The sequence below is a fragment of the Gordonia sp. LUNF6 genome (assembly GCF_047041125.1).
Taxonomy (GTDB): Bacteria; Actinomycetota; Actinomycetes; order Mycobacteriales; family Mycobacteriaceae; genus Gordonia; species Gordonia sihwensis.
Window position 1 is genome coordinate 14,535 of the sequence record NZ_CP178182.1, and the last position, 12,392, is coordinate 26,926.

At 64.0% G+C, this 12,392-nt stretch carries 12 protein-coding genes; 2 read left to right on the forward strand and 10 right to left on the reverse strand.

All coding sequences use genetic code 11. From position 1 onward, the window contains the following. Nucleotides 1-74: 74 nt before the first annotated feature. The gene (locus ACK8HH_RS18725; RefSeq protein WP_006897723.1) at nucleotides 75-539 is read right to left on the reverse strand and encodes a hypothetical protein; all 465 of its coding nucleotides are present in this window, start codon (nucleotides 537-539) and stop codon (nucleotides 75-77) included. A gap of 468 nt (nucleotides 540-1,007) precedes the next feature. Between ACK8HH_RS18725 and ACK8HH_RS18730 the strand changes: the two genes are divergently transcribed. Next, nucleotides 1,008-1,160 (forward strand): hypothetical protein, encoded by a 153-nt coding sequence (locus ACK8HH_RS18730; RefSeq protein ID WP_156150526.1) that lies wholly within the window; start codon nucleotides 1,008-1,010, stop codon nucleotides 1,158-1,160. Between the two features lie 18 nt (nucleotides 1,161-1,178). Here ACK8HH_RS18730 and ACK8HH_RS18735 read toward each other — a convergent pair whose 3' ends face one another. The 5 genes from ACK8HH_RS18735 to ACK8HH_RS18755 form a co-directional block, all read right to left on the reverse strand. Beyond that, nucleotides 1,179-2,087: a DUF4192 family protein gene (locus ACK8HH_RS18735; RefSeq protein ID WP_039867934.1), complete on the reverse strand. Its 909-nt coding sequence runs from the start codon at nucleotides 2,085-2,087 to the stop codon at nucleotides 1,179-1,181. Nucleotides 2,088-2,811: 724 nt separating this feature from the next. Further along, on the reverse strand, nucleotides 2,812-3,882 hold the full coding sequence (locus ACK8HH_RS18740; protein ID WP_101841752.1) for a DUF3644 domain-containing protein: 1,071 nt from the start codon (nucleotides 3,880-3,882) through the stop codon (nucleotides 2,812-2,814). A 102-nt stretch (nucleotides 3,883-3,984) separates the two neighbouring features. Beyond that, nucleotides 3,985-4,875, reverse strand: a complete 891-nt coding sequence (locus tag ACK8HH_RS18745) for a hypothetical protein (RefSeq protein WP_101841753.1) — start codon at nucleotides 4,873-4,875, stop codon at nucleotides 3,985-3,987. Next, nucleotides 4,875-6,581: a class I SAM-dependent DNA methyltransferase gene (locus tag ACK8HH_RS18750; protein WP_233500221.1), complete on the reverse strand. Its 1,707-nt coding sequence runs from the start codon at nucleotides 6,579-6,581 to the stop codon at nucleotides 4,875-4,877. Before ACK8HH_RS18750 ends, ACK8HH_RS18745 begins: the two co-directional genes overlap by 1 nt. Nucleotides 6,582-6,831: 250 nt before the next feature. Beyond that, a complete protein-coding gene (locus ACK8HH_RS18755) occupies nucleotides 6,832-8,043 on the reverse strand; it encodes an IS110 family transposase (protein WP_101841755.1) in 1,212 nt (403 codons plus the stop codon). 297 nt (nucleotides 8,044-8,340) lie between these two features. On the opposite strand from ACK8HH_RS18755, the gene ACK8HH_RS18760 reads away from it, so the two are divergent. Further along, entirely contained in the window at nucleotides 8,341-8,958 is a 618-nt protein-coding gene (locus ACK8HH_RS18760) for a hypothetical protein (protein ID WP_158298038.1), read from the forward strand. A 301-nt stretch (nucleotides 8,959-9,259) separates the two neighbouring features. Here the strand turns inward: ACK8HH_RS18760 and ACK8HH_RS18765 are convergent, their stop codons facing one another. The 4 genes from ACK8HH_RS18765 to ACK8HH_RS18780 form a co-directional block, all read right to left on the reverse strand. Continuing rightward, complete coding sequence (locus ACK8HH_RS18765) at nucleotides 9,260-10,807, reverse strand: ParB/RepB/Spo0J family partition protein (RefSeq protein WP_045539844.1); 1,548 nt, start codon at nucleotides 10,805-10,807, stop codon at nucleotides 9,260-9,262. A gap of 86 nt (nucleotides 10,808-10,893) precedes the next feature. Then, complete coding sequence (locus tag ACK8HH_RS18770; RefSeq protein WP_052692452.1) at nucleotides 10,894-11,160, reverse strand: hypothetical protein; 267 nt, start codon at nucleotides 11,158-11,160, stop codon at nucleotides 10,894-10,896. Nucleotides 11,161-11,177: 17 nt separating this feature from the next. Then, complete coding sequence (locus ACK8HH_RS18775) at nucleotides 11,178-11,426, reverse strand: hypothetical protein (RefSeq protein WP_045539842.1); 249 nt, start codon at nucleotides 11,424-11,426, stop codon at nucleotides 11,178-11,180. A gap of 711 nt (nucleotides 11,427-12,137) precedes the next feature. Then, on the reverse strand, nucleotides 12,138-12,353 hold the full coding sequence (locus ACK8HH_RS18780) for a hypothetical protein (protein ID WP_045539841.1): 216 nt from the start codon (nucleotides 12,351-12,353) through the stop codon (nucleotides 12,138-12,140). Nucleotides 12,354-12,392 lie beyond the last annotated feature (39 nt).

Sequence of the window (12,392 nt, forward strand, 5' to 3'; positions counted from 1 at the left end):
ATATGTCGATTCGTCGGGCGGTTACTTTGTTTTCTTCGACGTCGTACTTCGCCTTCTTCTTGGGGTGTTTGGGGCTATTCGTTGGTGGTGGGTGCGGGTTGCCAGGTGCCGCTGCGGAGGCCCTGTAGGTGGTCGTCGTGGCTGGCGTATTCGTCGGCGAGGGTGGCGAGGACGGTCCAGGATTGCAGTCGGGAGAGGTGGTGTTGCCACCAGGTCCAGCGGGTCGGCGGGTTGTGGGGGTCGATGCTGGTGGGGTGGAGTTTCTGGGCGCGGTTGACGGCGAGCTGTTCGATGATGCGTGCATGGTGTTCGTTGACGGCGGCTGCGCGGGTGGCGGCGGTGATGACGTCGTCGTCGTGGCCGGTGAGGTTGTTGGCGGCGGTCCAGAAGATTCCGGTGTAGGTGCTGGCGAGGTCGTTGGGGATGACGGCCGGGGCATACATGGTGGTGTCCTTTTCGGTTAGCGATCGGCGCAGGCCGCGCGGCATATTGTTGTCGATTTCGATCGTTTCTTGCGCGGTGGTGGTTCGCTGGGTCATGAGGGTTATTCCTGACTGTTGGTGGGTGGGGATTTGTTGTTGCCGGCCATCGTTTACTGAGTGATCGGAACGCAAGGGTGTGAGCGAAAGAATGTCCGCGAAATAAGCGAACGTATGTGAGCGCGTGGATATTGTTTCGAGCCTGTAGGGCCGACGAGCGTAGCGAGGAGTCAGGCCCTTGCGTGGAGTGAGCGAAGTGAAAAGAATTGGCCTCACAACAAACCCCGTCGCTCGCGTGGGGTTGGCAAGGGGCCGCACCGGCGAAGCCGGTTCGTTCCGATGGGTGAGGTGACGCTAGTCGCCGGCATCGGACGGGCCGTCTCGGACGCCGGAGGCGTCAGGAACGGGCAGACGTGGCGCGGGTCCGGCAGGGATTACCGGCTGCCGCTGGCGTGCGGCGCGTCCGGTGCGGGCGCCTGCCCCTCGATGGGGCGGCGTCGCTGTGGGGTGCGGACGTAGGGTGGATTCATGATGTCTGAGGTAGAGGTCGCGGTCGCGTCTGTTCCAGCGGTGTTCGCTGGCGCCTTCGGTTCGGCGGCGTCGGGTGTGGTGGGCGTCGATGTGTCGTGGGCGTCGCGCGGTGTGGACGGCGATGCCGGTGGTCAGGCCGTTTTGGTCTGACCACCGGCTCACTGCTGCCTAGTCGGTGGCGGCGATGGCCTCGGCGAGGATCTCCGGCGGGATCCCGCTCTCAAGGACGCGGGTGAGGATCATGCCGATGCCGAGCAAGTCACCGTCTGCGGCGGTTCTGGCTGCGTCAAGGAGCATTCGGGCTTTACCTCCGTTGCCGGTGAGGTAGATCGCAGCGGCTGCTGCGGTGAGCAGGTGTGCGCGGTCCTGTCCTCGGAGGTGCCGGGCCAGCTCGATGAGGGCCTCGGCGGCGGCGCCACGTTCGCTGAGGGCCAGACGAAGGATTGCGTCGCGGAACCCTCCCATGCGCGAGTAGGTCGCAAGGCTCTTAGCGAGTTCGTCCGGTGCGACCTCGGTCGGCGTGCCATGTGTGATCACGGTGCTGAGTTCGTCGAGTGCTCGGCTGGCGGTGATGCGGGCGTAGTCGTCGCCGGTGTATTCGGCGACGGTGCGCTCGATGTCGGCGACGAGCGTCTCGCGGCTGTCGGTGGGCGCTCCTCCGGTCAGTCGGCTGTAGAGTCCGGCGGTCGACGCGTCGGGATCGTCGACGAGTCCGGTGTCCTTGGTGTCGAGGTTGGTCCAGCGGGCTCCGTACTGGATGACGGGCGCGTGCAGTCGGCGGACGACTGCGATGCCGTGGGCCGCGTAGACGGTGGTGGCCTGGGCGGCGAGCTGCTCAACGTCGGCCGCGTCGAGTTCTTCGGAGACGATGACGACGATCGCGGACTGGGCATCGAGACTCTCGCCGACTGCGCCGACATTGTGCAGCTTGTTGTCCGCAATGTCATGGCGGGCGGTGAAGGCCATCTGCTGGTCGTTCGTGAGCATTATGGTGACGATGGATTCGCGCGGTGCGAAGCCGATGACTCCGGCTGCGGAGGTGACGATGTCGGTGTCGGTGCTGATCTTGATAGCCATGATGGTTGGCCTTTCATCGTTGGTCGGCACAGGTCCTGTGTGCCGCTCTGTCTGACGGTGGTCGGTGTGGTGGCGCTGGCGGCGGCGCGCGAGGACGCCGCCGACTTTTCGTTGCGGTGTCGGTGGGCTGATTCATGGCGATACCTTCCAAACTGTTGATGTGGCGGCTTTGTGTTGTTACCGGCCATCGTTTTAGCGAGGAGTGGAGCGGAAAGGGATGAGCGGAAAGAATGTCCGCGAAATAAGGGAGCGCAGCGACCGCGTGGACATTGTTTTCGAGCCCGTAGGGCCGGAGGGAGCGCAGCGACCGGAGTCACGCCCTTGTAGCGCAGCGACGAGTTAAAAAGAATGGTGGGAACAACACAAACACCGAGCGCTTTTCTCGGTGTGAGGCACCGCGTAGCGGTTCATTCCCGATGGTTGAGGCGACGGTAGGAGCCGGCATCGGACGGGCCGTCTTGGACGCCGGAGGCGTCAGGTCCGGTTGACGTGGCGCTGGGGTCGGCAGGGCTGGCGGTGCCGAGGGCTGCTCGGACTGGGTGCCCCCTGCTTGACCACAGCGGCGGGGATCTCAATGCGGGAACGCAAGCTTCAGCGTGAGCAGGTGCTGCCGCACAGAGCTGCCTTGGGTGAAGGCACGCTTGACCGCAATCCGATTGGGCCTATGAGGCCGAGAACGGCTAGCTAAGGTTCGTGGGATGGCTTGGCTGAGAAAGCATCCACATCAAGAATCCTTCGGTCTCGGAGTCAAACCCGTCGCCTCACGAAATCCTGCCTCCGTCTTGCACTTCTTGATCAGCCATTTCACGCACACCTCTGTGTAGAGGTAGTCGCCGTGCGCGCTGTCGTAGACGCAGAAGTCCGACCTGGTGTTTCGCGGGTCGCCGGTTCCCTTCGGGGGTCGCCAGTGGTTCTTTCTCCACGCTGCCGCCATTTCGTGCGACGGGGCGAAGTGAAACGGGATCTCGGCGGCCACCTTCGCGGCGACGGCACCAGGCCTGTACTTGTCGTCGTTCGAGACGGGGCGCGTCTTCTGTTTCGTAATTACATATCCCCGTTTGTTGGCGATCTCTTCGGCGGTGACGCGCTCCTCTTCTGTGAGGTCATCGTAGTTGACGAACTGCAGTGACAAGTCTCCCTTGCGGTTTCCGCTCTCCAGCAGAATGGTGAGCCGCATGCAGTAGCGGGGGTCGCGTGAGACCGCATCGCTGAGGCCGGCATCGTATTCGGCAAGGAACGTACGTAGATCCTTGGGCAGGGTCTGGGTCAGCTTCAGCAGGTCGCTCTTGCCTTGGTCGGTGAAGCCCCCGATGAACACGGGGAAGTGTAGCCGGTGGGCCAGTGAGTACTTCTTGCCGGCGAATCCGGTCACGAACTCTTCATAGTTGAGAAGCATCGAGTGGCATTCGCCGTTGACGATCGTTGCCAGTGCGTCGTCGGTGCCGGTGTGCCGGTGCTCGATCTTGTTTCTCAGAGCGATGAAGAACTCGAGGTTGGCTCGTACGACGGACTGATCAGTAGGGTGTTCCTGCCGAACGAACCATTCCAGAGGTTGCGACATCCGCTCGTCGTTGATCCGCTTGTAGCGGAGTGGTTTCTCCGACTTCAGCACGTGGTAGTTTTCGCCGGCACGCATCCACTTCGCTTGGAAGGCGTACAGCCACGCGATGTGCATGTGGATGATGAATCCTTCGAGGGAGCGTTCCCGTCCGGGGTCGTTAAACAGGCTGACAGCGAGAAGAGCCTCCTGTTGTGACGCCTTGAGGAGCAGCTCCCAGCGCTGCGGGCGAGCCATCCTACGGCCCTTCTCTTGCCGCGGACGTGTATGTCTGAGCAGCTCGTATGTTGTTGCTCACGCAGCCGTCTCCCCAACCTCGAGTCGTGCGGTTGCCATCTCTCAGCCGCCGTCAGGACTGTTGGGCAGTGGTAGGTCACGGCGCTCTCGGCGTTCCCTGACTCGAACGTGGTACGAGATGGGCGTGACGGACAGGAGATGGTCGATCATCCCAGTGAAAAAGCTCGCTGGGCTGATGTCGTCGGGCACCAATTCTGGGTATGCGGTGACGGCGGTCTCGGCGTTCGACCCATCCCAGTCGACCAGAAGCAGAGCAGTTGCTGTGTAGCCGTTGACATCTCCTCGATGTCGGAGCTTTCGGACCATGTCGATCGTGCGCTCGAATGCATCAGGTTCATCGCGGATGATCGTGGCGCGCTGGACGAAGAAGTACCCCACCGAAGCCAGCGGGTAGCGGCCCCGGAGATTGCTGGCGTCGCCGTAGGATTCTTCGAACCGGTTGGGCAGGTTCTTACCGAAGCTTGAGAGTTGCGCTTTGGTCGACACGAGCAATTCCGGTCCCCGGTCCCACCGTGCGATCACAACATCGACCTGCTTGGGGTATGCCTGACCGAGCACACGAGCGTCGACTGGTGCAACGGCGGCGATCGACGGTAGTCGCGCAGCGACCTGTTCCCTCAGCGGACCCGGCAGCTTCTCGAGCAGCACGCTGATATCCCGCGGAAGCACGCGAGGCCTAGAAGCTCTGGGCCACACCTCGTCTCGCTCGAATCCAGCTCGGCGAAACTCATGGGCGATCCACGCATCGATTCCATTGGCGAACTTGCCGCTCTCCGAGGCCGCGCCTTCTGCTACGGGTATTCCAAGTAGCTGTTCGAGAAGTCGGTAATCGGGGATGTAGGCAGGAGTTTCACCACGGTGGTGCGACCACGGGTCGGTGGGTTCGTCTCCGAAGAGATGATCAAACTGGCTGAACGAGTCTGTGCGCGCCATCAGCTACTGCGCCGGGGGTTCGCGGCACGAGCGAGGCGGCGTGCAGACATGAGGGCATGCGCAGCAACGAGCTCAGCATGTTGGTTGTCCGATACGCCCATCCCGTCACGAAGGACAATGTGGTCGACGAGCCGGACGGCGCCGAGCAGATCGCCGCTGCGGAGCGCTTCGCGCACCGGAGCTCGCAGATGCCGTAGGTCCGGCTCCAACCGCTCTACTAGTTGGGGCGAGGGGAGCGGTAGATGGTCGGCCTCTCGCGGCTCGATCTTGAGCATGCCGCCACCGTAGGCACGTCCGACGAGCTCGGCCCCGAGAAGAGTCACGGTGTTGAGCGAGGCAATGGGCAGTAGCGCGGCCCCAAGAGGTCGATGCTCGGGTTTCAGGTAGATCCCATGGACGCTGTTGAGGTGCACTGCCCTACTTGAGTTGGTGGTCATGCGCGGCGTGTCAGCGTTCATATAGGTAAGCAGCAAATCAGCGGGCTCGCTGATCGGCACCTGCCACCACGGCGAGCGGACACGGCATTTGTAGGCTTCGTGCACTCCGGACTGTTCGCCCTCGTCCAGGTAGCGTCTGGCCCCTGGCGACATCGCGGAGCGCTTGACTCCGGGGCGGAAGAGTAGTGTCTGCGCTCCTTCGGCACCCAGCCTGTTCAGCGCTTCAGTCGACAGCGACAGACCGCGTAGGTGGCGACTTCCCGGAGGGGACAGTCGCACTGTCTCTGAGTCGCGAAGGCGCAGTTTCCGTGCTTGTGCAGGTGACAGGGCGAAATATTGGTTGCGGCCGGTGACCGCGCCGAGAGTGGTCTCTCCCCACTCGTGTAGCACCCCGAATCCGGTGCTGTCGGCGAGATCTGAGTACGCCTCGAATGCGGTGGCGGGCAACAATGCAGGTGTCCACTTCGCACGCGCGTGTGCGGGTCGCCACCGGTGCTGTGCCGCACCGGTTGACAGTTCATCGTCGAGGTCATCGATCGACCGGACTTGGTGCAGTTCGCAATGATCCGTGCCGCCCTCGGCAAGTGCGTCCTCGGCGAGGAGAAGCACGACCTCTTCCTGAACACCCGGGAATACCCGCTCTGTGAACATGACCAGACGTACCCGCCCAAACCGCTCCATCAGGTAGCGGCGGACCTCCGCTGCGTAGTTCACCGATAGCAGTTCCGCGGGCACGACGAGGCCAAGACGCCCGCCTGGGCGTAGGAACTCGGCCCCGTGCACTGTTGCTGCCGCCCACATGGAGGCGAGGCCGGTCAGACCAACACCGCCACGAAGAGCTGCACGCCGGCTCGCGAGGCGAGCGGCACCCGAATGATCCTGGTACCGGACGTAGGGCGGATTACCGATAACAACATCGAATCTGCGTTCGCTCGGGACCTCGAAGAAGTCGCCTACTCGGATGCTTGCTGAGCGGCCGGTCGACTCCACCAGACTGGCCGCAGCCCGAGCACTCGGCTCGTGAATCTCGATCCCCTCGAGCTGGGCATGCGTACGTGGCGCCCCGAGTTCGTCCAGTCGACTCGCCGCTGATATCAGGAACGCAGCTTCGCCACACGACGGCTCCAAGACGCTGTCAAGAGGATCACGGACTGCCCAACGAGAGACGAAGTCGGCGAGCGCCGGCGGTGTGAAGAACGCACCACGGGCCTTCCGCAGCGCGAGAGTGTCCTTAACCTCGGTGGCGGCGGCCTGCACAACTCGAGTCACGCTACTGACCCTTCGTGAAGTGCGTCTGCAAGGATCGCGGCAGCACACTCGCTGACAGACGTGCCTCGACTCGACGCTTCCGCGGCGAGTTGCTCGGCGAGCCCGACGGGCACTCGAACCAACACAGCCTTGCGCTCACCGCGCCAGTGGCGTCGACGCTCTGACGCAGCCACCTCATGTTTCGATTGCACCCGAAAGTTGTATCAACTTCCGCCGACAGCTTTCGTGAGGCGCGCTCGAAATGAGTGATCTACGCGGCGACCGGTGGGGTCGTTGACAGAGCGACGGGTTGAGGGGTCCACAACCGTCCATCTCGAATAAGTGCCCACACAACGTCGACGAGTCGCCGGGCGAGTGCGATGAGCGCGTGAACATGGGAGCGTTTCTCGTTTCGTTTGCGCTGGTAGAACTCGCGGGATGGCCCGTCGCGTTGGGAGCTGTTGAGTGCTGCCATGTAGAACACCTTGCGTAGTCCGCGGTGGTAACGCTGTGGTCTGCGCAGGGTGCCGTGGCGGTTGCCTGAATCGTGGGGCACTGGAGCAAGTCCGGCGTAGGCGGCGAGTTTGGCGGCCGAGCCGAAAGAGGTGAGGTCGCCGCCGGTGATCGCGAGGAGTTCGGCTCCGCTTCGGGTGCCGATGCCGGGTACGGATTCGAGAATCCGAGCGTGGCGATGCTTGCGGAACACCTCGGTGATCTGTTTGTCCAGCTCGTTGATCTGGCGAGTGAGTGCTATCAGGGCGGTGGCTGCCTGCTGCACCAGCCGAGCCGTGGTCGCCTCGCCAGGCAGGGTGACGGTCTGCGCGGCCGCGGCGGCACGGGCCTTGGCGATCATCTTCGGGATGGTGGGCCGGCGGACACCGTGACCGCGTAGGTGGTCGTAGATCTCCTCGTCGGACACTGCGGCGATCGCAGCCGGTGTGGCAAAGCGCGTGAGGAACGCCAGGCCGGTCAGCGTTGAGTAGTCGAAGCACCGTTCCAGACCAGGGAAGATGCGGGTCAGCAGGCCGCGCAGCCGGTTGATGCCTCGAGTACGTTCAGCGACCACATCACTGCGATGCCCGGTCAGTAAGTCGAGTTCGATCGCGACATCGTCGGGAATTGCGATTGTCGCGAGATCACCACGCAGCCGGGCGGTCTGGGCGATCACCACCGCATCGCGGGCGTCGGTCTTGCCCTCGCCGGCGAACGCGCCAGTCATGCTATGCACAACGCGACCAGGGACATAGCGCACGTGCTGGCCGCGGCTGGACAACACCCCTCGGAGCAGGGCCGATTCCGGTGCGGTCATGTCGATCGCCCACACCACCGATTCGATCTCGGACACTCGGTCCATGATCGCTTCGATGGCTGCCTGGTCGTTGGGTACTCGTCGCGACCACAGCACCACTCCCGCGTCGTCGACCGCGGCGGCGTGGTGTGCGTGACGACCGACATCGATTCCAACCCAGACTCTTTCGACCATATGAACCTCTCTGCTCGTACGCGGTCACCTCGTCAGGGTGGTTTCGCCGGCACACCTTTACACAGCGACAAGTTCGCGAACACATCTCAATCAGCGGCCGAAACGACCCGTCACGGTCCGGGGTGACCTTCCCCGCCAAGCCACCAGCGACAACAGGTGATTGTCGAGCCACGCCCCGAACCGCGGACGAGCGCCCGAGGCAACCGCCCCGGACGTACTTCAACGTAAAGGTGATTGTGCGGGAGCGACGTGGCTGCGTGAGGTTTGTCTGTCGCGGTAGCTCTGATCGATTCGTAGGTGATGGTGCTGGTCCTGGCCGTCGGGGCACTCACGCTGCGGCTGTCACCGGCCTTCAGAGAATTGGTCATTTACCGTAAAGTTCCGGTCATGGTTGACGTTTTTGCCCTTGTTTGTCGGGCTCGTGATCTGGCTGATTGGTGGGAGTTGGTGACCATCAAATCGGTATGCAGGCGAGGTGGTGGCCTGTCCGCTCGCGAGGTTCTCATGGTCTTGGATGATCAGGGTTTCCTACATCGGGAGCGGCTGCGTTGGAGGGAGATTCGACGCATTCAGAACGCTATTTCAGCGCCAGTACCAGGAGTTGAGCTGACTGTCTCTGAGGCTTTTCGCAACGCGATGGACGCGGACGGAATTGCGTGGAGGGAACCTGTTCTGGACGCTATTGAGTGGAATAATGAACGTTCGTCGATGGTCGACTTGTCAGCGTTCTGCGGGTTAGTAACGGAAGAGGAACGTCTGATGAGTCTGGAGAATCTGAGAGGACTCATCGACGATATGGAGCATTCGCCCGAACTGCTGATTGTGCGCGATACACAGGTGGCAGAACGAGCACGACTGCGGGCGCTGAAGGCGTTGGAGAAGGCTCACGAAACGCTGCGTGAGCTGGGCGCGTGAGGATGGGTGTGGTGGTGCGGGGCCGCGGAGCGGCCCGCACCACGTCAGGGGAGGGGCTGTAGCGGCCCGGTAGGGCCGTTTCCTTGTCGCGGCGGAGCCGCGGGGTGTGCGGTGGTCGCCGGAGCGGAGCGGAGGTGGGCGGCGTGCACCGATCGGGTGGGTGCGGCCCGTCAGGGTCGCTCCGTTGTTCGGCCGTTTGGCCGGCGGGTGCCGGTCCCTCGATGGGGCCGGCACCCGCTCGCGCGCGAGGCCTGGGCTGGGGGCCGGGTGAGTGGTGTGGTGCTCACCCGGCCGGGGGCGGTCAGTCCAGGTCGATGGTGTTGGGGTCGATGTGTCCGGCGATGGCCTTCTCGATGTCGGCCAGGGTGTAGCCGGTCACCTCTGCGATGAAGTCGAGGTAGGCGGTGCGGGCGCGTCGTCCGTAGGGGTCACGCCAGGTGTCCTTGGCGATGATCGATTCGTGCGCGCCGACGGCGATGGCCAGGCCGATGAGCTGCGCGCGTTCGGGGGCTGCGTCGGCGAGGGTCGCGGTCATGTCGCGTTCGTCGATGCCGAGCATGGCTGCGGTGATGCTACGGGCGTCGCCGTCCTGGCGGGCGGTTCCGAACAGTTCGTAGCGGGACCACATGGTGTCGGAGACGAACTGGCTGATGGCCTGCTTGTGCTCCTTGGGGAGCGTCTTGCGGGTGAACCAGCTGGTGAGGTGCGTGATGCGGACCTCGCGGGCGGCGACGGCCTTCTTGTTGAGGATCTTGACGCGGCGGCGGGCCTGCCGTGCGGCTTCTTCCTCTTCGGCGCGCTGCTGTTCGGTGATCTGCTTGCCGATTTCTTGGGTGGGGTTGGCGCGCCTCCATTCCCACAGGGTGGTGACGGTTTCGAGGCCCTGGGGGTTGATGATGTGCCAGTCGATTTCGGCGCGTACCTCGGTGTGCTGGGTGAGGGTTCGGGGGTCGATCATCCCGTCGGCGGGGGCGGCGTCCTGGTCGGTGTTGTGTTTGAGGGACCAGTCAATGAGGGTTTCATCGACGGCGGTGCCGTCGGCGGCGGTCCAGGTGGTTTCCTCGTCGGCGAAGACTCGGGCGTAGCGGTGCTCGGTCGGAACGTCCTCGATGGTGATAGCGGTGCCGTTGTCGACTTTGACGAACTCGCGGAGCGCTCTGCCCTGGTAGTGCTTGCCCCAGGTGATGCCTGCGGCCTCGAGATCGGCTCCGGCGGCGGCGATCGCGGCACGCTGGTCGGCGGTGTCGGCGAGGTACTGGGCCATGTGGTGGAATCGGCCCTCGTACAGGGCTTCGAGGAGGTCGTCGGTGGCCTCCGGGTCATCGGTGTACTCGGCCAGGACTGCGGCCTGCTCAAGGGTCAGTTCGGGCAGAGTGTCGAGGTTGTCAAGGGTTTCGGTGCTCTTGGCGACGATGAGGCTGTGGTCTACCTCTGCCTTGGTGCGACGCAGCTTCTTGGCGATCTTGCTCGCGGACATTCCCGCCAGGTGCAGCTGTTCGATGGCCTTGGCCCGCTCGGACGGGAGCAACTCGGTGCGGTGCTCGTTGGTGATGTACTGGGCGATGATCCGTTCAGTGTCGGTGGCACTGGGATCGGTGACCGGGACGATGTAGGCCGGGATGGTCGCTAGTCCGGCTTCGCGGGCGGCGAGGGTGCGGAGCTGGCCGTCGATGACGGTCACGGTGCCGTCGTCGGCGAGGTAGGCCAGGATCGGGACGAGCACGCCGTCTGCGACTTTGTCGGCGAGGTCGGTGACGGCGGCGGTGTTGGTTCGGATGTTGTCGGCGATGGCGACGGTGGTGGGGTCGACGTGGCGCAGCTCGGCGGCGGGCGCGTTGGTGGTGGTCATGATGTTCCTTTCGGGGTGGGTTACCGTGGGGGCGCGCCAGCCGGTCCGGGTCCTGCGGACCGGCTGGCGCGTTGTTCGGACGCTGGTTAGAGTCCGAGGTCTCCGTTGTCGTGCCATTCGCAGATGGCGTCGAGGGCGGCTTCGCGGGCGCTGGTGCCCGATTCGTAGGCGTCGGCCCAGCACAGGTCGGGCATGTCGCGGTGGCCGAGGCCGCCGAGGCGGCGCGCGAGGTGCCGATCCACGTCCAGGAGCCACACGGCGAACTGGACGTCGCCGCCTGCGTCCGCGATGCGGTCGGGGTAGCGGGCAATCATGCGGTCGCACACCTCGACGGGGTAGACGGTTGCGGACATGGGGGTGTTCCTTTCTCTTAGTTCCGAGTGGTCATCCACTCGGCCTCACCGATGCACAGTTCGTGGCATCCGGTGCAGGTCCATTCGAAGGTGTCGGGGACATCGGCGGTGCGGTCGTGCACGAGCGGTCCGGCCACAGCCAGGAAGCACATGAGCAGGTCGAACCGAAATCCCTCGTGGCCGGTGAAGTCGCAGTTGACGATGGCGGCGGCGCAGCTGCTGCAAACCGGGGCCTCGTAGGGCTCGGTGTCGGTGGGCTGGGACATGAGGTTCCTCCTGAACTGTTGTTAGGTGCGGTTTGTGTTGTTACCGGCCTTCGTTTCGGCGAGGAGTGGAACGGAAAGGGTTGAGCGGAAAGAATTTTGGCGAAATAAGGGAGCGCAGCGACCGCGTCAAAATTGTTTTCGAGCCCGGAGGGCCGGAGCGAGCGCAGCGAGTGGAGTCATGCCCTTGTAGTGCAGCGACGAGTTGAAAAGAATGGTGGGAACAACACAAACACCGACCGCTTTTTGGTCGGTTTCAGTGCCGGCGTAGCCGGCTCCTTATGGTGCGGAGCATCCGACGTGACGTGGCGTCGGCAGGGCTGGGGCTGCCGACAGTTGCCTGACGCTGCCGCTTCCTCCGATCACCGTGGCGGGGCGATCGCGCGAGGGCTGCGTAGTCCCAGCAGGTTCGGCACCGCGGCTGCTTGCGGATCGCCGGCAGTAGGCACGGCATCGGTGCGCCAGCGCCATTTCCGGCCGCGGGTCACCCGACGATCGATCTGGCTCTGTCGTAGGGGTGGGCTAGTGTCGCGGGTGCGCGTAGGGAAGATGCGCGCACGACATCGCCCCACCCTCCGGTGATTCGGAGGGTGGGGCGATTCTTCGGCTGAGGGCGTTGGGTCAGTGTCTACCTGATCGTGAGGATACGAGTCAGGAGAAGGACACCGTAGGCGAGGCCGGCAGCGGCGGTGCCGGCGGCGTGAAGGCGCCACATCAGGGGGCGTCCGTGGCGGGCGTGAGCAGGAGTTCGTCTTCGAGGCGGAGTCGGAATCCGGCTTGTGCGGGGGTTCCGTGGCGGGGGATCTTGCGGATGAGGGTGGCGGCGATGGCCAGTCGCGTTGCTGGCGTGGATGCGTTGCGCACGACGTCGTCGGCGTGGAGGTACTCGGTGATTTCGGCGAGTAGGTTGGTGGCTGGATTCATCGTCACGGGGCCTTTCCGTGTGGTGGGTTCTGGTCCGCAGGTGTT

What these genes read in the sequence shown, in the direction of transcription:
- ACK8HH_RS18725 (WP_006897723.1), bottom strand. Translation starts at nt 539, where the DNA reads ATGACCCAGCGAACCACCACCGCGCAAGAAACGATCGAAATCGACAAC.
- ACK8HH_RS18730 (WP_156150526.1), top strand. Translation starts at nt 1,008, where the DNA reads ATGATGTCTGAGGTAGAGGTCGCGGTCGCGTCTGTTCCAGCGGTGTTC.
- ACK8HH_RS18735 (WP_039867934.1), bottom strand. Translation starts at nt 2,087, where the DNA reads ATGGCTATCAAGATCAGCACCGACACCGACATCGTCACCTCCGCAGCC.
- ACK8HH_RS18740 (WP_101841752.1), bottom strand. Translation starts at nt 3,882, where the DNA reads ATGGCTCGCCCGCAGCGCTGGGAGCTGCTCCTCAAGGCGTCACAACAG.
- ACK8HH_RS18745 (WP_101841753.1), bottom strand. Translation starts at nt 4,875, where the DNA reads ATGGCGCGCACAGACTCGTTCAGCCAGTTTGATCATCTCTTCGGAGAC.
- ACK8HH_RS18755 (WP_101841755.1), bottom strand. Translation starts at nt 8,043, where the DNA reads ATGGTCGAAAGAGTCTGGGTTGGAATCGATGTCGGTCGTCACGCACAC.
- ACK8HH_RS18765 (WP_045539844.1), bottom strand. Translation starts at nt 10,807, where the DNA reads ATGACCACCACCAACGCGCCCGCCGCCGAGCTGCGCCACGTCGACCCC.
- ACK8HH_RS18770 (WP_052692452.1), bottom strand. Translation starts at nt 11,160, where the DNA reads ATGTCCGCAACCGTCTACCCCGTCGAGGTGTGCGACCGCATGATTGCC.
- ACK8HH_RS18775 (WP_045539842.1), bottom strand. Translation starts at nt 11,426, where the DNA reads ATGTCCCAGCCCACCGACACCGAGCCCTACGAGGCCCCGGTTTGCAGC.